This window comes from Vibrio marinisediminis, from assembly GCF_014050145.1.
Taxonomy (GTDB): Bacteria; Pseudomonadota; Gammaproteobacteria; order Enterobacterales; family Vibrionaceae; genus Vibrio; species Vibrio marinisediminis.
Genome location: NZ_JACFYF010000005.1, coordinates 1 through 18,939, shown reverse-complemented (window position 1 = coordinate 18,939; position 18,939 = coordinate 1). Strand labels below are relative to the sequence as shown.

Below are 18,939 nucleotides of genomic sequence, written 5' to 3'. Positions count from 1 at the left end.
TTACTGAATTCGTTTTCGCCGCTGGATCATTTCTCGATATGGTAGCAGCGGCAATATGATCAATATAATTCCTAGAGCAGTTAAGCTGTCAGGAATCTCATTAAATCCCCATACCCCTATCGCTGCAATAAACACCAATCCTGAATACTCTGCTAGCGCAATTTGTCCCGCAGGCGCTTTTTTGTAAGCGATAACGGCAAGTCCGTTATAAGTCAAAATCAAACTGGCACTTATCGCAATCAACCAAAGCTGCTCTGCATTGATTGGCTGCCAATACATAGCCGCTAAAATAGCAGAAAAAGGCACCGTCATTACTGAAGTCCAAAATAGGGTGGTAATAACCGGTTGGCTCTGGGGCAGTTTTCGCGAAAGAATATTAAATATTGCTAACGTAGTGGCAGTGCCAAGTGCGAACCATGCCGCCCAATGGAACTGAGAAGGTCTGAGGACAAGCAGTACCCCAACAAAGCCGATGGCTGTGGCAACTATCTTTGCCAGCGGTGGTGTTTCTTTTAGAACCCAAACAGAGAGCGGTAACATCAAAAGTGGCGCGGCGTAGAATACGGCGTTTGCCGTTGCAAGGGGTAAGTGAGTGATCGCTACCATCATACAACCACTACCAATCATAATCAGGACGGCTCGTATGGCGATAATCCCCGGAGCCGAAAGTGCGCGCTCAGTTGCTGGGAGTCTGAGCCATAATGGCAGTAGCAACAACACCGACAGTGATTGGCGCACAAATACGTATTGGAATGAGCTTATGTCGCCTTCGAGTAATTTGACCGCAACGTCAGAGAGTGACGCGGCTAAATTTCCCGCAACCAATAATACAATCGCAATCGTGCTTATCGACCAAGCCACTACACAGCTTCTCGGCGCATATCGACATGAGGGATGTCATCTTCGAGGTACATTTCAGAGGTTTGTATAAAACCGTGCTGTTGATAAAAGGGCGTAAGGTGCTCTTGTGCGCCAATCTCAATGCTCTCACCGGACCACAGTTTATTACATTCAATAATGGCTTGATGAAGTAGTGCATGACCTAATCCATCACCTCGAGCGGTTTGTAAGGTGGCAACACGACCAATGCTGACGCAAGGATAGGTGATCCCTTTATTGAGTAGTCGAGCGCAAGCGACCAGCGTATCGCCCTGGTAACCAAGTAGGTGATAAACACCATCAAGGATGTCATTACCATCCAACTCTGGATAAGGGCAGTTTTGTTCAACTACGAATACATCGACTCGTAATTTCAGTAATTGGTACAACTCAATATTGGTTAACTGAGTAAAAGGGATAAGCTTCCAATGGGTCATAATCTAACTTCGTGACTGATTTTTCTCAAAGTTAACAAGTTTCGCCGTCGTCAGCATTAACAATTGTTATTCAGCACTTCGATTTTTAATTCGGCTAAGACTGACAGGTGAAATCCCTAGATAGGCAGCAATTTGATAATCAGTAAGTCGCTGTTCAAGATCAGCAAAGTGTTGGCAAAACAGTTGGTAGCGCTGCTCTGCACTGTAGAGCAACATAAAGCGTTCTTTGTTTTCTTTATTTATTAGCTGAGTTTCAACTAATTTGAGATAGATAGAGTGGTTGTTGTGTCGCCATTGCTCTAGTGTCGCAAGCGGTAAACAAAGCAAGTAACATGGTGTCAGCGTTTCAAGCAAAAAGGCAGAAGGTTGCTGCTTAATCAGGCTTTCAAAACCGATAATCCAATCGAGCTCCCAGTAAAACTCCTTACTGTATTCCTTTCCTTGTTCAGTAAGGTAGCTGGCATGGCATAGTCCATCCAAAACAAAAAAGAAGCTATCTGAGTTGGCACCTTGCTCGACCAAAATATGGCGGGTAGGTAGTTCTAAAGGTTTAGCCAGTTGAGATAATTGGTTGATTTCATCCGCAGAGAAGCCGTGTTGAGATAAGTAATTGGTAAATCTTGTGTCCATGGTTTCTCTCCATAAAAAAGCCGCTATAAATTTATAGCGGCTTGATATTAACACCTATCCTCTTCGAACTTGAAATTGCCATGGTGTTGAGTCATCGAAAAGCTCATCCTCCACAATTTCTGATCGTTTTGCTATAGGCTCATGGCAAGACATTATTTTTGTAGATCAATTTGGTAAATTGCAAAACCGAGATCATCAGTTGCAACTTGCTTCATTGGGTATTGACCTCTGTCTTTGACAAATTGCGCTGCTTTTTCGCTTGGCGAAGTTTCAAAGCGAATATCTAGCGTTTTGTCAGATTTGATTGGTGCAAAAGTCCAGTTATTGTCTGCACTAGGTGTCACTTCACCTTTCTCTTTGCTCACGCGAGAGATGTAAGCGGCAACCACAGAGCGGTTTTCATCTGGAGAGTCGAATGCAACATGTTCGCTACCAGTGCCTGGGAATTTGTTGCTGTACGCACGGTAGTTGTTAGTTGCAATGATAAACTCTTGCTTCATGTCGATAGGTTTACCTTGGTAAGTTAAGCCAACGATACGAGCCGCGTCTGGGTTTACGACCTTACAATCACCATCGTATTTTGCTGGCTGAGTAATATCGATTTGGTAGTTCACGCCATCAATGACATCAAAGTTGTAAGTGCGGAAGCCATCCCAGTTAATTAATGACTGAGGCGCTGTGCTATCGACGTCAACTTGGTTGAATTGACCCGCAGAACACTCTAACCACTCTTTAACTTCATTACCTGTCATCTTAAGTGCTACAAGTGTATTCGGGTAAAGGTAAAGATCGGCTGCGTTACGGAACGTTAGCTGACCTGCTTCAACTTCAGTGAATCCTGATGGGTCATCTTTACGACCGCCTGCTTTAAATGGTGCTGCTGCAGAAAGAACAGGGATATCAGCTAGATCTGGGTCACCTTGAATAAAGCGTTCTACGTAATCTTGCTGTGCAAGGTTCACGATTTGTACGGTTGGATCGTCTTGCACTAGCGATAGGAAGCTGTACATTACATCGCTTGCTTTACCAATAGGTTGGTTAACAAATTCACGGGTTGCTTTGTGATCTGCTTCTAGTGCTTTCACTAGACCTTGGTCCGCTTTTGCGAGTGATTTTTTGTTAACACCATCGTAGATTGGGCGAGCTTCTGTTTTGCCAGAGGTCACTTCCCACTTGCCGTCTTTTTGCTCAAGCTGAAGATCGATAACACCAACATGGCTACCCCAACGACCAGGCATAACAGCGGCTACGCCATTGATAGTACCGTTTTGGTTATCAATGCCAGGAATGTTGTCAAAGCCTTTACCTGGGAATACTGCGTGTGAGTGACCAAATGCAATGGCATCGATACCTTCAACTTCTGATAGGTAGTAAGTCGAGTTTTCTGCACCTTGCTTGTAAGCTTCAGAGGCAATACCAGAGTGAGGGATAGCAACGATCACGTCCGCGCCTTCCGCTTTCATCTGTGGTACTAGTTCTTCTGCCGACTCTTTGATGTCTTTAGCAAAGACTTTACCTTCTAGATTCTTCTTATCCCAAACCATGATCTGTGGCGGTACAAAGCCAATGTAGCCAACCTTGATCTGATGCTCGGCACCATCGGCATCTTTGAAAGTATGAGTTTTGATGATGTAAGGTTTGAAGTAGTGCTTACCAGTTTCTTTATCAAAAACGTTCGCACTAACGTATGGGAAGTTCGCATCATTCAATGTTTCTGCTAGGAACTCTAAACCATAGTTAAATTCGTGGTTACCAATATTAGCTACATCATAGTTAAGCTGGTTCATTGCCTTATAAACAGGGTGAACTTCGCCAGCTTCGATGCCTTTATCCGCCATGTAGTCACCCATAGGGCTACCTTGGATTAAGTCACCGTTGTCAACTAAAACGCTGTTTTCAACTTCAGCACGAGCCTGTTTTACAAGAGTCGCAGTACGAGTCAGACCGATTTTCTCTGACGCAGAGTCCTTGTAGTAGTCGTGATCCATCACATTAGTATGGATATCTGTCGTTTCAATAATACGAAGTTTGATCGTATCAGCCATTGCAGGGCCTGCCATCGCTAGCATGCCACCTAGTACAGCGAGGGTTAAGGGTTTCACTGTTACTTTCATTTTTATTTAGCTCCAATAGCGTTAGTTTTAACTCGTGTAATGTAACAAAATCTTATGCAACAATAATTTCGCCGCATGTCAAAATGTGATATTGCGCTGCTACTAAATACGCTTCTGCCAGCGTATTCTCAGAATTGTTGTTTGTTTGAACAATCCCTATTTTGCTGCCTTAGTAGTAAATGATATAAAAAATGAAATTTTAGAATTTCAGGTAATATAAAGAGACAGCCATAATGCAATCATTCATACGAAAGGAATGTGCAAATGGCGAGCAAGGATAAAGTGTCTCAGTTTCCACTGAATCACTTACGCGCAACACAAACAGTTACCCATAAACCTAGCGTTACCGTGAAGAGCCAACTCAAACACGGTGAGGTTGCCTTAGTTGGCGCCGGTCCTGGTGATGCCGAACTCCTCACGATTAAAGCACTGAGTTATATACAGCAAGCCGATGTCGTGCTTTACGATTATCTTGTCTCTGATGACATTTTAGCTCTGATCCCAAATGACACCATTTTAGTTTGTGTCGGGAAACGAGCTGGGCATCACAGCGTTCCTCAAGAAAAAACCAACCAGTTATTAGTCGACTTTGCTAAGCAAGGTCATCGAGTGGTGCGCGTTAAAGGCGGCGATCCGTTTGTTTTTGGTCGTGGTGCGGAAGAACTGGAAGTATTAGCTGATGCAGGCGTGAGCTTCCAAGTCATTCCAGGGATAACCGCGGCTGCCGGTGCAACAGCTTATGCCGGCATTCCACTGACTCATCGAGATTACGCACAAACCGCAATGTTTATCACCGGGCACCTTAAAGCTGAGAGTGACGAAATGGATTGGTCAACGTTGGCTCGTGGCAATCAAACCTTAGTGATTTATATGGGCTTGATGAAATCTGATTATATTCAACAGCAATTGATTCGCCATGGGCGCCAAGCCAACACCCCAATTGCAATTGTTGAGCGTGGCACTCAAGCCTGCCAAAAAGTATTCAAAGGTGAGCTCTCAGAGTTAGCCGATTTAGCACAAGGCGCCGAATCGCCTTCATTGATTGTGATTGGTGAGGTGGTGGCGCTGGCTGACAAATTACAGTGGTTTAATCAAGATGATAAAACCACGTCGCAGCAAACCTCTTTACAAAATAAAGTAACACAACGTCATTACGCATAAAGATTAAAGACTAGCCGAAATGCTCGTAAGAGCCGCAAAGGAAGCACCAACATGGACCAAGAACGTTTAACTCACCTTAAACAGTTAGAAGCCGAAAGCATTCACATTATTCGTGAAGTCGCGGCAGAGTTTGATAACCCGGTGATGATGTACTCCATCGGAAAAGACTCCTCGGTAATGTTGCACTTAGCAAGGAAAGCGTTTTATCCAGGAAAAATTCCTTTCCCGCTACTGCACGTTGATACCGATTGGAAATTTAAACAGATGATTGAGTTCCGCGACAAAACAGCGGAAAAGTATGGCTTTGAGCTTTTGGTACATAAGAACCCAGAAGGTCTTGCGATGGGGTGTAACCCCTTTGTTCATGGTTCATCTAAACATACCGACATCATGAAAACTCAGGGTTTGAAGCAAGCACTGAACAAATACGGTTTTGATGCTGCTTTTGGTGGTGCTCGTCGTGATGAAGAAAAGTCTCGAGCAAAAGAGCGAGTCTACTCATTCCGCGACAAAAACCATACTTGGGATCCTAAAAATCAGCGCCCTGAATTATGGAAAACCTATAACGGTCAAATCAATAAAGGTGAAAGCATTCGAGTCTTCCCATTATCGAACTGGACTGAGTTGGATATCTGGCAATACATCTACCTAGAGAACATAGAAATTGTGCCACTTTACTTGGCAGAAAAACGCCCAGTGGTTGAGCGTGATGGCATGTTGATTATGGTTGATGATGAGCGGATGGAAATTGAACCGGGTGAGGTTGTGGAAGAGAAAAGTGTTCGTTTTCGTACCTTAGGTTGCTACCCGTTGACGGGGGCGATTGAATCAGAAGCCAATACACTGACAGGCATTATTGAAGAGATGCTTGTGGCGACCTCGAGTGAACGTCAAGGGCGTGCGATCGACCACGATCAGTCAGGATCGATGGAACTCAAGAAGCGTCAGGGTTATTTCTAAAAAGGATCTAAGGAAAGAACATGAACAGTGCAGTAGAAGCTCAATTATCAGAGCTGGGTATTGAAGGTTACCTAACACAACATCAATACAAGTCATTACTTAGATTCTTGACTTGTGGCTCAGTGGACGACGGTAAAAGTACTTTGATCGGTCGTTTGCTCCATGATTCAAAACAAATTTATGAAGATCAATTGGCGGCGGTTCATTCTGATAGCCAGCGAGTTGGAACGACAGGTGAACGTCCAGATTTAGCATTACTGGTTGATGGCTTACAGGCTGAGCGTGAGCAAGGCATTACTATTGATGTGGCATACCGTTACTTTTCAACGCAAAAACGAAAGTTCATTATTGCTGATACCCCAGGGCATGAGCAGTATACGCGCAATATGGCGACGGGTGCCTCGACTTGTGATCTGGCGGTGATCTTAATTGATGCTCGTAAAGGCATTTTGGATCAAACACGTCGTCACTCATTCATTACCAATTTGCTGGGTCTTAAGCATTTTGTTGTCGCGGTGAATAAGATGGATCTGGTGGATTACTCGCAAGATCGCTTTGAACAAATTCGCGATGAGTACTTAGAGTTTTCGAAAAACCTTCATGGTGAAATCGACATTGAGATCATTCCACTGTCGGCGCTAGAAGGGGATAACGTCGTCGAAGCTAGCCCAAATATGAGCTGGTTTAAAGGCAAGCCTTTGCTCGATATTCTAGAAAGTGTCGACGTAGACCAAGAGAAAGAAGTGGGTGAATTCCGCTTCCCAATTCAATACGTCAATCGTCCAAACCTAGATTTCCGTGGTTTTGCCGGCACCATCGCTTCTGGGGTTGTTAGTGTCGGTGATACCGTCCAAGCATTACCATCTGGAAAAACATCCAAAGTCGCTCGTATTGTCACTTTTGATGGTGATCTGCCAACGGCGCACGCAGGACAAGCGGTAACGCTTACGCTAGAAGATGAGATTGATATTAGCCGTGGTGACTTATTGGTATTGGAGAGCGCTCAGGTAACCTCAAGTAATCATCTACTGGCGGATATAGTTTGGATGACAGAGCAGCCACTGCAACCGGGTCGTGAATATGACATTAAGATTGCCGGCAAGAAAACGGTTGGACGTGTTGAAGCGATTCGTCACCAATACGATATTAATAACCTCTCTTCACACAGTGCGGCTGAATTACCCCTCAATGGGATTGGTTTATGTGAATGGAGCCTAACGGAGTCTGTTGCGCTCGATAGCTATACCGAGTGCCAAGATACTGGTGGCTTTGTGGTGATTGACCGTTTAAGCAACGTTACGGTTGGCGCAGGTTTAGTACGTGAAAGCCTAAGCCAGATTGAGCATAACACCGGTCATTTATCGGCTTTTGAAGTCGAACTAAATGCGCTGATCCGTAAGCATTTTCCTCATTGGGATGCGAAAGATATTAGTCAATTATTGAAGTAATCACCCTGTCAGTGAATGAGGTTTCAATTGTGCAACCTCGTTAGCTAACAAGGGTGGAATAGGGAAGCGGTATGTGGCAACAAGGATTTGTGTTGGCTATCTTACTTGGCATTGTGACATGCCTTGTCGCCACTCGTATTAAACCTAGCTCTATTTTTGCGGGCGCGGCTTTTATTGCTTTTATGGCGGGCATGATTGATCTGAGGGAAGTCGCCACCAATTTCACCAATTCATCTCTACTGACATTAGTACTGCTGGTCTTGGCATCTTGTGCGTTAGAGAAAACGTTATTGATCAGTTGGGTTAGCCGTAGCCTTTCTACTGGACGGTTAGGCTCAGTGGTCGCAAAAATGGGTGTCTCCACAGCACTGTTGTCTTCGTTTACTAATAATACCGCAGTAGTGGTCTCTCTGATTGGGGCGATCAAACGCAACCAACAACATGCACCATCGAAATTGTTAATACCGCTCTCCTACGCGGCGATCTTGGGTGGAACGTTAACCTTGATCGGTACCTCGACCAACTTGATCATTAACAGTTTTGTTGAAGATGCAGGTCTACCCAGTTTGGGCTTTTTTACCCCAACGATGATCGGTCTATCAGTGCTGTTTGGTGGTATGTTGATCTTGATCCCACTGAGCTATCTTTTACCTAATTACGATGATCAATCTCAAGACGATTTACCTTATTTCCTTGAGGCCCGAGTGGAACCAGGCTCGCCATTAGTCGGGCGTAGTATCACGGAGAACAACTTACGTGCACTACGAAAATTGTTTCTTGCGGAAGTGATCCGTGATGGAAAAACCATGCCATCAGTAGAGCCTGACTTTGTTCTTAATGCCAATGATAGGCTGCTTTTTTGTGGTGATATTGAAAGCGTGGCAACACTGCAAGAAATTCAAGGCTTAACCTTGTTTGGTCAGCACCACTTAAATGGACAAAGTTTTGTTGAAGTTGTGGTGAGTTCTTCCGCTAGTTTTTGCAATAAAACCCTGAAAACCAGCCATTTTCGTGACCGCTTTGATGCGGTTGTGGTCGCGATTCGTCGCGGGCATGAACGCTTAGAGGGGGGCTTGGGCAATATAACCCTCAGCGCCGGTGATACCTTAGTATTGGTTCCTGGCAAACGGTTTGAATCAGAACGTCGCGCCCACCGTAAAGAGTTTGTTTTAGTTAACGACTTAGATTCAAGTGCCCGTTTAGATTTCCGTAAGTCGAGTACCGTGTTATTCGGTTTTGCCTCGGTTATCACCCTCGCTGTGCTGGAATGGGTTCCATTAATAAAAGGTTTATCGGTATTTTTACTGGTGACGTTATTTCTCGGTATTGTTCAACTTGGGGAGCTTCGCCGCCGCTTTCCAATTGATATTGTGGTGATAGTTGGTTCCGCACTTTCCATCGCACAATTGATGCTTTCATCAGGGCTATCAGTCAAGCTAGGGCAGATGTTTATTGAAACCTTTAATGGCTGGGGCGTATTTGGAGCCTTGGTGGCGACTTACTTACTTACGCTCATTCTGACTGAACTTGTGACTAACAATGCCGCTGCTGCTTTAGCCTTTCCCATTGGCTACAGTATGGCGATTGGCTACGGTGTGGACCCTATGCCTTTTATTATGGCGGTGTTGTTTGGTGCTAGCGCCAGTTTTATTTCACCTTATGGTTATCAAACCAACTTATTGGTTTATAGCGTAGGGAACTACAAATTAACGGATTATGTACGAGTTGGGATCCCACTATCGATTGTCTATTCGGTATTGGTATTAGCTTTAATCCCACTCTTTTTCCCTTATTAAAGGACAAGTAAAATGACAACAAAGACTCGCGCTAAAGATGAGAACGTCATATGGCATCAGCACAGCGTCAATAAGGAATCCCGTGCCAAGTTAAAGCAACAAAAGCCGGTAGTACTTTGGTTTACAGGGTTATCTGGTGCGGGGAAATCAACGATTGCAGGTGCATTAGAAAACCAGTTAGCAGAACTTGGGTATCATACCTATCTGCTTGATGGGGATAATGTCCGTCATGGCTTATGCAATGATCTTGGTTTTTCAGATCAAGATCGCCGAGAAAATATCCGCCGTATTGGTGAGCTTGCAAAGTTAATGGCTGACGCAGGATTAATCGTGCTTTCTGCGTTTATTTCACCACATCGAGCTGAGCGTCAATTAGTGCGTGATCTGCTGCCAGAAGGTGAGTTTTTAGAAGTCTTTGTTAATGCGCCTTTGGATGTCTGTGAGCAGCGAGACCCGAAAGGTCTGTATAAAAAAGCTCGCGCAGGTCAAATTGCTAATTTCACTGGAATTGACTCCGAATACCAAGCGCCACTTGAGCCTGAAATTGACCTACCAGCGGGGGAACTCCCTATTGAGGCGCTGGTGGATAAATGCATCATTGCCCTTAAGCACAAAGGGATCATCGTGTAACCGGGAGTGAGCATAGCTTTGGGTTACCTATGATCTAAAAGCTATCAAAGCAGCGCAAGGTTACCCATGATCCAAAAGCTCACTAAGCAGTACAAACGAAAAAAGCTTCCCTATAGGAAGCTTTTTACTCATCGGTGGTCTAAAGCTTATTCGAAGCAAATCTCGATAAAAGCATTACCCCACTGAGAGGTGAAAGGCATAATAATAATTGCCCCATCGCATTTGTGACGAATAGTATGCGCTCGACCTGAAACTACGACAGGTGTTGCCATATCAAAATCAAAGCCACTTTCAGCCAAAATTCGTTTAGCACCACCAGTGACCATGTTAGTGATTTCACCAACCATATCAGTCACTTCATCATTTAAGCCGTTCGGGCGTTCACCCAACATGTTTTGCATAATTTCAAGTGCGAGGCTTTCATCAAATGTAATCGACATAGAACCGCGAGTTTGCGGACCAACCATCCCGATTAGGCCAGACACATCACCACGTGCGATCTCGTCTTTTTTTACACGAGGCTTTTGCGGCTTCAACTCAAGTGAAGCCATCGTTTTTAGGACATTCATCAATGAAGCCAAAAACGGGTTTACAAATTCAGCGCGCATAATTTTCTTCTATATCTTATTCTTCGGTATTAGATGAACATGACAGGCAAATACCATGTGATTCAATAACATGGTTCGTAATTGTAAAACCATGCTTTTCTGCGTTATTAGCCAACAAGGCTACCAAACTATCATCTTGCAGTTCAATAACGTTACTACATTTATCGCAAATAAGCAGATGTGAGTAGTGTTTATGTGCGTTACATGAGCAACATTGTATAAAACTGTTGGTAGATTCCACTCTGTGGATAAAGCCTTGCTCTAATAAAAAGTCTAGTGCTCGATAAACAGTTGGTGGTTTTGCTTTAGGTTCGGTGATCTGTAGTTGTTCTAGCAATTCATAAGCACTTGATGCTTTAGGGCTAGCACAGATCAATTGGAAAACCTGTTTACGTTGAGGCGTAAATCTCACGCCCCTAGCTGCACATATCTCTTCGGTTTGCTTTATTAGCTCTTGGTCCAAAATATTCACCATAACGATTGGACTTTTTAGACAATATACCACTCTACATCGAATGATGTTCATCATTCGCGTCATTATGATAAGGGCATCGAGACTTAAATGAGTGCCAAGGAGACTCTGTGCGACTTGCAATAGAGGCGTCTAACTTATCAAAATTACTAAAGAAACGATACTAGAGAAGATAAATTGGCGCCTATCTTTGGAAGAGATTACAATATTCGCCCTAATTTATTTGCTTAAATCTACTCCATTAGACTGGAACTCAGACTTATGACTCACTCGTGCAAGTTCTCTATCGCTCCAATGTTGGATTGGACTGATCGTCACTGTCGATATTTTCATCGCTTACTCTCTAGCGAGACTCAGCTGTACACAGAAATGGTGACAACAGGTGCCATCATCCACGGTAAGGGCGATTTCCTTGCTTACAACGAGGAAGAACATCCTCTGGTTCTGCAATTGGGCGGATCCAATCCAGTTGATTTAGCGACATGTGCTAAGCTCGCGGCAGAGCGCGGTTATGATGAAATCAACTTAAACGTCGGCTGCCCGTCAGACCGTGTGCAAAATGGTCGCTTCGGTGCTTGTTTAATGGCAGAACCACAACTAGTGGCTGATTGTGTGTCAGCAATGAAAGATGTGGTTGATATTCCCGTCACTGTAAAAACACGTATCGGTATTGATGATCAAGACTCTTATGAGTTTTTGACAGACTTTGTTTCTATCGTGTCAGAGAAAAGTGGTTGTGATCAGTTTACGATCCACGCGCGCAAAGCATGGTTGTCTGGCTTAAGCCCGAAAGAGAACCGTGAGATTCCACCATTAGATTACCCTCGCGCTTACCAACTGAAGAAAGATTTCTCGCATTTGGTAATTGCGGTGAATGGTGGTGTTAAAACATTAGCAGAGACAAAAGAGCACCTGCAATTCCTTGATGGCGTGATGATGGGGCGTGAAGCTTATCAGAATCCATATATTCTGGCTGAAGTCGACCAACTGATATTTGGCTTAGATAAACCAGTAAAAAAACGCACTCAAGTGGTTGAAGAGATGTATCCATACATCGAACAGCAACTTACTCAAGGCGCATATTTGGGTCACATCACTCGTCATATGTTGGGTCTATTCCAGAATATGCCTGGGGCTCGTCAATGGCGTCGTCACATTAGTGAAAATGCGCATAAGCCGGGTTCTGGTATTGAAGTAGTGGAAGCGGCACTGGCAAAGATACCTAAAGAACTAAATGTGTAAATTTTGCCATATTTAGGTGGTTAAAATTACCAAGTCATAATGTAAAAGCGCCCTTATCCGAGGGCGCTTTTTATTTGTAGTTAATTAAATCAATTGGTTATGTTGTTTTTAAAACTTGGCACAGTTTCTGCGATAGAACAGGTAAAGAAAGGAGACACGCTATGTTTGAGTTAATCTTTATTTTAGTTTTTATTGCCACGTTGCTAGTGACAGGTATAACCATGATGACGGTATTCGCTGCCGCTGGTTTTGCTCTTGCTGTGATGTTCTTGATGGGTATGGTTGGCGTGGTATTCAAAATCCTGCCGTGGTTAATTGTGATTGCGATAGGTATTTGGTTTTTCAAGAATCATGTTTATAGCTCTCGATAGCGAAGTCGTAAAAATGTGATAGGCTCAAAGTAAGCACTGGTAATACTGAGAGCCTACTAAATTATGACGAGAACCCTGCATTTATTCGTAACCATGATGATGCTGTTATTTTCAACTTCATTAATGGCGAACTCATTTCGTACAACGATAGGGGCTGATGCATGGTTGGCTGATAGCAAAATTGATGATCAGCGTCGTGATGATGATATTGCTCCCAACGTATTTATTACGGTTGAGCATGATCTGGATTATGTACCTTATGTGAGCCTGCGTTATTCGAGCGTTGATGGGGATTATGCCGGTTTTGATAAATACGATTTTTCTTTTTATTACCGCCTCCTTGAACGAGACAACATGCTATTCGATGCTGGTGTCACTTTTACGCAATATAACAATAGTTACTACTACGCTATTCAATCACCTGAGCAGAAATATGATTTTGATGAACTGACCTTCAATTGGTATGCCTACGCTGAATTAGCGATCCCCAATAGTTCGTTTGACATCATTGGTCAGTTTGACTTTGGTAATAGCAAAGAAATTAAACGTGCTGATGTATTAGCTGGTGTGCAGTATCGGGTTAATGATGAGGTTGCAATACGAGCGGGTTATCGAGTTGTGGATCTCGAGCTTGATAATTTGGCGACGTTAACCCCTGAGGTAACCGAGTCGTTGATTTTCGTGAATGGCTTTTTTGTCGGTGCGGAATATCGTTTTTAATTCCCCGATTTTTAAAGCGTCGCCTTTTAAGGCGGCGTTTTTTTATACCTTTTTGTCATAACTGCTGAGTTTTTATTAGCAGATTTGTTCTCATGCACCATGCTTAGTAAAACAAGGACAGTTACGCAGAGATAGCAATTATGACCATAAATGAACTGCGCGCATTGTATAGAGAGAACCAGTTAGTTGAAGCCATCATCGAACCCTCGGCAGAGGAGGGGTTGTGGGTGGTAGAGTTTAGGTACGCCCAAGGTGGGTTTGTTCTTCTAACTGATGTTCATGGAGAAGAATGTCATTACGGTGACCTTGATATTGCTTCTCGATCGGCGATGGCTGTGGGCTTTAGCCAAGTACGAATAGAAGCGAACCCCGCCAGTTAAACCATTTCTTTAATTCCAAAAGTTATAAAACATTCACTTCTATTCTTTCTTGTTATTAAAAAGAGTGGTTAATCTATCATCACGCAATGAATAGGGATGTCGAGACCATGTCTTTGAATAAGAAAGAGTCCTCAAGTAATACAGAGCTCTCTCAAGGAAATACACCAGAATTACCATCTATCGCTAGTCCACTTAATGATCAGCAACTTAATCAACTTCAGCAAACGGTGACCAGTTTGTCATCACAGCAGTTAGCTTGGGTAAGTGGCTACTTTTGGGGGCTATCTCAGAACCAACCTGCTGCCGCTGCTGCGCCAATAAATCAAGCTGCGGCTGTTGTCGCAACAAAACCTGCGGGAAAATTGTCGATTATCTTTGCTTCACAAACAGGAAATGCCAAAGGTGTTGCTGAAGCGTTAGAGCAAGAGGCAAAAGCGCAAGGTATTGCGGTAGCGTTATATGATGCCAGTGACTACAAAGGTAAAAATCTTGCCAAAGAAACTCACGTTATTGTCGTTGCTTCAACTAACGGTGAAGGTGAAGCGCCTGACAATGCCATTGAGCTGCACGAATTTTTGCAATCTAAGAAAGCACCCAAGCTGCCGAACCTTAATTATGCAGTGATTGGTCTTGGTGACTCTAGCTACGAGTTTTTCTGCCAAACAGGGAAAGACTTTGATGCCTATTTATCCAAACTTGGCGCGACATCGTTTATCGACCGTATTGATTGTGATGTTGACTACGAAGCGCAAGCCAAAGAGTGGCGAGGAAAAGCGTTAGAGTCAGTAAAAGAAGCACTCTCTTCCGGTACAGAGGCTGACGTTGTTCAGCTTCCAGTCGGGCAAGCTGCCGTAGGGCATAGCCAATACAATAAGCAAAACCCGTATACCGCAACGCTGCTCGCTAGTCAGAAAGTCACGGGTCGAGATTCAGGCAAAGATGTTCGCCATATCGAAATTGACCTTGATGGCTCGGGTATTACTTACCAACCGGGTGATGCTTTAGGTGTTTGGTATGAAAATAGCTCTGAGCTTGCCAATGCTATTTTGGCGAAAGTGGGTCTTTCCGGGGTAGAGAGCGTTGATGTAGAGGGCGAGAGCCTATCTATTCATAGTGCGCTGGTGGCTAAGTATGAGATTACTTCTGCGAATCCTCAATTGGTGAGTAAATTCGCTGAGCTGTCTGGGAGTAAGAAACTACAAAAGCTGGTGGAAAATAAAGACAAACTGCGTGAATACGCAAGTAACACCCAAATTATTGACGTGCTCGGTGAAAAGAAAACTAAGCTGACAGCAGAAGAGTTAGTGGGCTTACTGCGAGGTTTAACGCCTCGTCTCTATTCTATTGCTTCTGCCCAATCTGAAGTTGAGGAAGAAGTGCATCTTACGGTTGGTGTTGTCGAATATGCACAAGGCGATGAAACTCGTTTTGGTGGCGCTTCAAGCTTTCTCTCTCATCGCTTAGAAGAGGGGGCGGAAGTGAAAGTGTTTATAGAGAACAACAATAACTTCAAGTTGCCACAAGACGATAATACGCCAGTGATTATGATTGGTCCTGGAACTGGTATCGCCCCGTTTCGTAGCTTTCTTCAAGAACGCGATAATCGCGATGCACAAGGTAAAAACTGGTTGTTCTTTGGTGACCGCACCTTTACTCAAGACTTTCTCTATCAAGTGGAGTGGCAGAAATACCTCAAGTCAGGGTTGCTTACCCAGCTTGATGTTGCTTTTAGCCGCGATCAACAAGACAAAATTTATGTGCAGCACCGTATTTTAGAGAATGGCGAGAAATTATGGCAGTGGATTCAAGATGGCGCTTATCTATATATATGTGGCGATGCGACCCGTATGGCGAAAGATGTACATGAAGCGTTAATCGAAATCGCGCAACAACACGGCAAGCTAAGCAGACAACAAGCAGAAGAATTGATGAATAATCTGCGTAAGGAAAAACGTTATCAAAGGGATGTGTACTAATGAGCAAAGAACAACAACAAGTACTCGGTGAAGTACTCGGCCCTTTGGCTGACAACGAACGATTGAAGCGTGAGAGTAATTTCTTGCGAGGTACCATTGAACAAGATTTGCAAGACCGCATTACGGGTGGTTTTACTGCAGACAACTTCCAACTGATTCGATTTCACGGCATGTACCAGCAAGATGACCGTGATATCCGTAATGAACGAGCCAAGCAAAAGTTGGAGCCTTTGCATAATGTCATGCTTCGCGCTCGTATGCCGGGTGGTGTGATCACACCAACTCAATGGCTAGCGATTGACAAGTTTGCTACCGATCATTCGCTCTACGGCAGTATTCGTCTCACTACGCGCCAGACTTTTCAGTTCCACGGCGTGTTAAAGCCGAATATTAAACTGATGCACCAAACTCTCAATAGTATTGGTATCGATTCGATCGCGACAGCTGGTGATGTAAACCGAAACGTATTATGTACCACGAACCCAGTGGAGTCAGAGCTTCATCAAGAAGCGTATGAATGGGCGAAGAAGATCAGTGAACATCTATTACCTAAAACCAAAGCGTATGCCGAAATTTGGTTAGATGGTGAGAAAGTAGAAACCACAGAAGATGATGAGCCGATTTTAGGCAAGCATTACTTGCCACGTAAATTCAAAACGACGGTCGTGATCCCTCCACAAAATGATGTCGATGTGCACGCCAACGACCTTAACTTTGTCGCTATTGCTGATCAAGGCAAGCTAGTTGGCTTTAATGTGCTGGTGGGCGGTGGTCTGGCGATGACGCACGGTGACACGTCTACTTATCCGCGTCGCGCAGATGACTTTGGTTATATCCCATTGGATAAAACACTTGATGTGGCGGCTGCGGTGGTGACCACACAACGAGATTGGGGAAATCGCTCAAACCGTAAGAATGCCAAAACTAAATATACCTTAGACCGTGTTGGCAGTGATGTCTTTAAAGCTGAAGTAGAAAAACGTGCGGGTGTGGTATTTGAGTCAAGCCGCCCATATGAATTCACCGAGCGAGGTGATCGCATTGGCTGGGTTGAAGGAATAGATGGCAAACATCATCTTGCTCTCTTTATAGAGAACGGGCGTTTATTGGATTTTCCGGGTAAGCCTTTTAAAACGGGTGTGGCTGAAATTGCCAAGATTCACAAAGGTGATTTCCGTATGACGGCAAATCAGAACTTGATCGTTGCAGGTGTTTCGACTGCGAATAAGAACAAAATAGAGAAAATTGCAGTTGCTCACGGCTTAATGGATGCAACCGTTAGCGAGCAGCGCAAAAACTCAATGGCGTGCGTGGCATTTCCTACGTGTCCACTTGCCATGGCGGAGGCTGAACGCTTTTTACCTCAATTTGTCACTGACATAGAGGGGCTTTTAGAAAAACATGGTCTCGCCAAAGAAGACAATATCATCATGCGAGTGACGGGTTGTCCGAATGGTTGCGGTCGAGCAATGTTGGCTGAAATAGGTTTAGTGGGCAAAGCTCCGGGTCGCTATAACTTACACCTTGGTGGTAATCGTGGCGGAACACGAGTTCCGAAGATGTATAAAGAGAACATCACTGAAAAGCAAATCCTAGAAGATATTGATCTGCTGGTTGGGCGTTGGGCAAAAGAGCGCAATGACAACGAAGGATTCGGTGACTTTACGATTCGCGCCGGAATAATAGAGGAAGTTGTCGTATCTAAGAGGGATTTCTATGCTTGATTCAACGACTCAACTGGTCGATCTAAAAAAGCTGCTCTCATTAACCAAGACCGAGCAGATACTACAATTGAGTGCTATTAATGCTGAGCTAGAGAAAATGACTGCCCAGCAGCGAGTGGCATGGGCATTAGAGAACCTTGATGGTCAAGCGGCTGTCTCATCCAGTTTTGGTGTTCAAGCGGCAGTCATGCTGCATTTGGTTACTCAAGCCAAAGCGGATATTCCGGTTATCCTGACAGATACAGGTTATCTATTTTCAGAAACCTACCAATTTATTGATCAGCTAACAGAACAATTGCAATTGAACCTAAAGGTTTATCGAGCCCAACAAAGCCCTCTTTGGCAAGAAGCCTTGTATGGAAAGTTGTGGGAGCAGGGTAGGGAAGGCTTAGAGAAATACAATAAGTTGAATAAAGTTGAGCCAATGCGTAGAGCTTTAGATGAACTTGAAGTAACGACTTGGTTTTCGGGGTTACGTAGAGAGCAATCTCAATCTAGATCTAATCTACCAATCTTATCGATTCAAAATGGCGTCTTTAAGTTTTTACCCGTTATCGATTGGACGAATAAAGATGTGCACTATTACTTAGAAGAACATGGCTTGCCATATCACCCGCTAAGAGAGGAAGGTTACCTTTCTGTTGGGGATACTCATACCACTAAGAAGTGGGAACCAGGAATGAAAGAAGAAGAAACGCGATTTTTTGGTTTAAAGCGTGAATGTGGTCTGCATGAAGATGATAGTGAACAGTTTGGTTCAGGCATTTAACCAATAATAGAGAAGAAAAGGCTGCGATTAGCAGCCTTTTTTATGCGCCAGCATCTCTTGTTGTGGATAACTTTGTGGGTTTCTTGTTGGCTAGTTTTGGGTAAAGTTGAATAAATAAGGCTTTGAGTGAAAAAAACGCATATAGACGTTATTTTTGCAATTTTTGCAAAATAGAGCTTGCCAATGTGATGGCGATCTCTATAATGCACCCCATCGACGAGGCAAGAGCCCATAAGGGTTTAGCGCTAGTTCGGTAAGGTCAGAAAGAAAAACGAAATAAACGAAGAAAGTGTTTGACACTGAAGATTATCTCGTTAGAATGGCCGCCTCTTCCAAGTGATGTGAGTCACAAGAAGAACGCTCTTTAACAATATAAACCTATCAATCTGTGTGGGCACTCGTTGATGATAATCCAATAAGTTATTGCTTAGGCAATGACTGTTTCTTCGGAAACACATTGGGTTCAATGAACTGAGTGACCAATCAAGTCTTCGGACTTGGCACAGTCAATTCATTATCGTTCTGTTGGAACGATAATAGCTTTAGAATTACTTTTGTAGTTTTGAAGTCAGTATTCATTGAGCCGAAAAAACTTTAAATTGAAGAGTTTGATCATGGCTCA

General features: G+C 43.8%; 17 protein-coding genes and 1 pseudogene. 12 read left to right on the top strand and 6 right to left on the bottom strand.

Features of this window, described 5'->3' with window-relative positions; all coding sequences use genetic code 11:
- The 4 genes from H2O73_RS10025 to cpdB all read right to left on the bottom strand — a co-directional run bounded on the left by H2O73_RS10025 (position 1) and on the right by cpdB (position 4,060).
- Positions 1-861, bottom strand: a complete 861-nt coding sequence (locus H2O73_RS10025; RefSeq protein ID WP_182108721.1) for a DMT family transporter — start codon at positions 859-861, stop codon at positions 1-3.
- Positions 861-1,316 (bottom strand): GNAT family N-acetyltransferase, encoded by a 456-nt coding sequence (locus H2O73_RS10020; RefSeq protein ID WP_182108720.1) that lies wholly within the window; start codon positions 1,314-1,316, stop codon positions 861-863. Before H2O73_RS10020 ends, H2O73_RS10025 begins: the two co-directional genes overlap by 1 nt.
- Positions 1,317-1,382: 66 nt before the next feature.
- Complete coding sequence (locus H2O73_RS10015) at positions 1,383-1,946, bottom strand: Crp/Fnr family transcriptional regulator (protein ID WP_182108719.1); 564 nt, start codon at positions 1,944-1,946, stop codon at positions 1,383-1,385.
- Between the two features lie 152 nt (positions 1,947-2,098).
- The gene (gene cpdB / locus H2O73_RS10010; RefSeq protein ID WP_182108718.1) at positions 2,099-4,060 is read right to left on the bottom strand and encodes a 2',3'-cyclic-nucleotide 2'-phosphodiesterase; all 1,962 of its coding nucleotides are present in this window, start codon (positions 4,058-4,060) and stop codon (positions 2,099-2,101) included.
- A 264-nt stretch (positions 4,061-4,324) separates the two neighbouring features.
- Between cpdB and cobA the strand changes: the two genes are divergently transcribed.
- The 5 genes and pseudogenes from cobA (at position 4,325) to cysC (ending at position 10,055) form a co-directional block, all read left to right on the top strand.
- Positions 4,325-5,221, top strand: coding sequence for a uroporphyrinogen-III C-methyltransferase (gene cobA, locus H2O73_RS10005; protein WP_182108717.1), 897 nt, complete (start codon positions 4,325-4,327; stop codon positions 5,219-5,221).
- Positions 5,222-5,260: 39 nt separating this feature from the next.
- Positions 5,261-6,181, top strand: a pseudogene (gene cysD, locus H2O73_RS10000) (sulfate adenylyltransferase subunit CysD); the annotation flags it as partial.
- A 20-nt stretch (positions 6,182-6,201) separates the two neighbouring features.
- Positions 6,202-7,629 carry a sulfate adenylyltransferase subunit CysN gene (cysN, locus tag H2O73_RS09995; RefSeq protein ID WP_182108715.1) on the top strand — a complete coding sequence of 476 codons (1,428 nt, stop codon included), beginning with the start codon at positions 6,202-6,204 and terminating at the stop codon, positions 7,627-7,629.
- Positions 7,630-7,700: 71 nt separating this feature from the next.
- A complete protein-coding gene (locus H2O73_RS09990) occupies positions 7,701-9,425 on the top strand; it encodes an SLC13 family permease (RefSeq protein WP_182108714.1) in 1,725 nt (574 codons plus the stop codon).
- 12 nt (positions 9,426-9,437) lie between these two features.
- The gene (cysC, locus tag H2O73_RS09985; protein ID WP_182108713.1) at positions 9,438-10,055 is read left to right on the top strand and encodes an adenylyl-sulfate kinase; all 618 of its coding nucleotides are present in this window, start codon (positions 9,438-9,440) and stop codon (positions 10,053-10,055) included.
- A gap of 146 nt (positions 10,056-10,201) precedes the next feature.
- On the opposite strand, the gene H2O73_RS09980 is transcribed toward cysC, so the two are convergent.
- A complete protein-coding gene (locus tag H2O73_RS09980) occupies positions 10,202-10,663 on the bottom strand; it encodes a chemotaxis protein CheX (RefSeq protein WP_182108712.1) in 462 nt (153 codons plus the stop codon).
- A 16-nt stretch (positions 10,664-10,679) separates the two neighbouring features.
- Positions 10,680-11,144, bottom strand: coding sequence for a zinc uptake transcriptional repressor Zur (gene zur / locus H2O73_RS09975; protein WP_182108914.1), 465 nt, complete (start codon positions 11,142-11,144; stop codon positions 10,680-10,682).
- A 252-nt stretch (positions 11,145-11,396) separates the two neighbouring features.
- Between zur and dusA the strand changes: the two genes are divergently transcribed.
- The 7 genes from dusA (at position 11,397) to H2O73_RS09940 (ending at position 18,317) form a co-directional block, all read left to right on the top strand.
- Entirely contained in the window at positions 11,397-12,377 is a 981-nt protein-coding gene (gene dusA / locus H2O73_RS09970; RefSeq protein ID WP_182108711.1) for a tRNA dihydrouridine(20/20a) synthase DusA, read from the top strand.
- Between the two features lie 161 nt (positions 12,378-12,538).
- A complete protein-coding gene (gene pspG, locus H2O73_RS09965) occupies positions 12,539-12,748 on the top strand; it encodes an envelope stress response protein PspG (protein ID WP_182108710.1) in 210 nt (69 codons plus the stop codon).
- 63 nt (positions 12,749-12,811) lie between these two features.
- Positions 12,812-13,468: a TIGR04219 family outer membrane beta-barrel protein gene (locus H2O73_RS09960; protein ID WP_182108709.1), complete on the top strand. Its 657-nt coding sequence runs from the start codon at positions 12,812-12,814 to the stop codon at positions 13,466-13,468.
- Between the two features lie 140 nt (positions 13,469-13,608).
- A complete protein-coding gene (locus H2O73_RS09955) occupies positions 13,609-13,848 on the top strand; it encodes a hypothetical protein (protein ID WP_182108708.1) in 240 nt (79 codons plus the stop codon).
- Between the two features lie 86 nt (positions 13,849-13,934).
- Positions 13,935-15,824: an assimilatory sulfite reductase (NADPH) flavoprotein subunit gene (locus H2O73_RS09950; RefSeq protein ID WP_438696047.1), complete on the top strand. Its 1,890-nt coding sequence runs from the start codon at positions 13,935-13,937 to the stop codon at positions 15,822-15,824.
- A complete protein-coding gene (gene cysI / locus H2O73_RS09945) occupies positions 15,824-17,548 on the top strand; it encodes an assimilatory sulfite reductase (NADPH) hemoprotein subunit (protein WP_182108706.1) in 1,725 nt (574 codons plus the stop codon). Before H2O73_RS09950 ends, cysI begins: the two co-directional genes overlap by 1 nt.
- Positions 17,541-18,317 (top strand): phosphoadenylyl-sulfate reductase, encoded by a 777-nt coding sequence (locus tag H2O73_RS09940; protein WP_182108705.1) that lies wholly within the window; start codon positions 17,541-17,543, stop codon positions 18,315-18,317. The genes cysI and H2O73_RS09940 overlap by 8 nt, the downstream gene beginning before the upstream one ends.
- The last annotated feature ends 622 nt before the right edge of the window (positions 18,318-18,939 follow it).

Coding starts and splice junctions, on each gene's coding strand:
- H2O73_RS09955 (WP_182108708.1), top strand. CDS start 13,609: ATGACCATAAATGAACTGCGCGCATTGTATAGAGAGAACCAGTTAGTT.
- H2O73_RS10015 (WP_182108719.1), bottom strand. CDS start 1,946: ATGGACACAAGATTTACCAATTACTTATCTCAACACGGCTTCTCTGCG.
- H2O73_RS09940 (WP_182108705.1), top strand. CDS start 17,541: ATGCTTGATTCAACGACTCAACTGGTCGATCTAAAAAAGCTGCTCTCA.
- cysN (WP_182108715.1), top strand. CDS start 6,202: ATGAACAGTGCAGTAGAAGCTCAATTATCAGAGCTGGGTATTGAAGGT.
- cobA (WP_182108717.1), top strand. CDS start 4,325: ATGGCGAGCAAGGATAAAGTGTCTCAGTTTCCACTGAATCACTTACGC.
- H2O73_RS09980 (WP_182108712.1), bottom strand. CDS start 10,663: ATGCGCGCTGAATTTGTAAACCCGTTTTTGGCTTCATTGATGAATGTC.
- cysC (WP_182108713.1), top strand. CDS start 9,438: ATGACAACAAAGACTCGCGCTAAAGATGAGAACGTCATATGGCATCAG.
- cysI (WP_182108706.1), top strand. CDS start 15,824: ATGAGCAAAGAACAACAACAAGTACTCGGTGAAGTACTCGGCCCTTTG.
- dusA (WP_182108711.1), top strand. CDS start 11,397: ATGACTCACTCGTGCAAGTTCTCTATCGCTCCAATGTTGGATTGGACT.
- H2O73_RS09950 (WP_438696047.1), top strand. CDS start 13,935: ATGAATAGGGATGTCGAGACCATGTCTTTGAATAAGAAAGAGTCCTCA.
- pspG (WP_182108710.1), top strand. CDS start 12,539: ATGTTTGAGTTAATCTTTATTTTAGTTTTTATTGCCACGTTGCTAGTG.
- H2O73_RS09990 (WP_182108714.1), top strand. CDS start 7,701: ATGTGGCAACAAGGATTTGTGTTGGCTATCTTACTTGGCATTGTGACA.
- cpdB (WP_182108718.1), bottom strand. CDS start 4,060: ATGAAAGTAACAGTGAAACCCTTAACCCTCGCTGTACTAGGTGGCATG.
- H2O73_RS10020 (WP_182108720.1), bottom strand. CDS start 1,316: ATGACCCATTGGAAGCTTATCCCTTTTACTCAGTTAACCAATATTGAG.
- H2O73_RS09960 (WP_182108709.1), top strand. CDS start 12,812: ATGACGAGAACCCTGCATTTATTCGTAACCATGATGATGCTGTTATTT.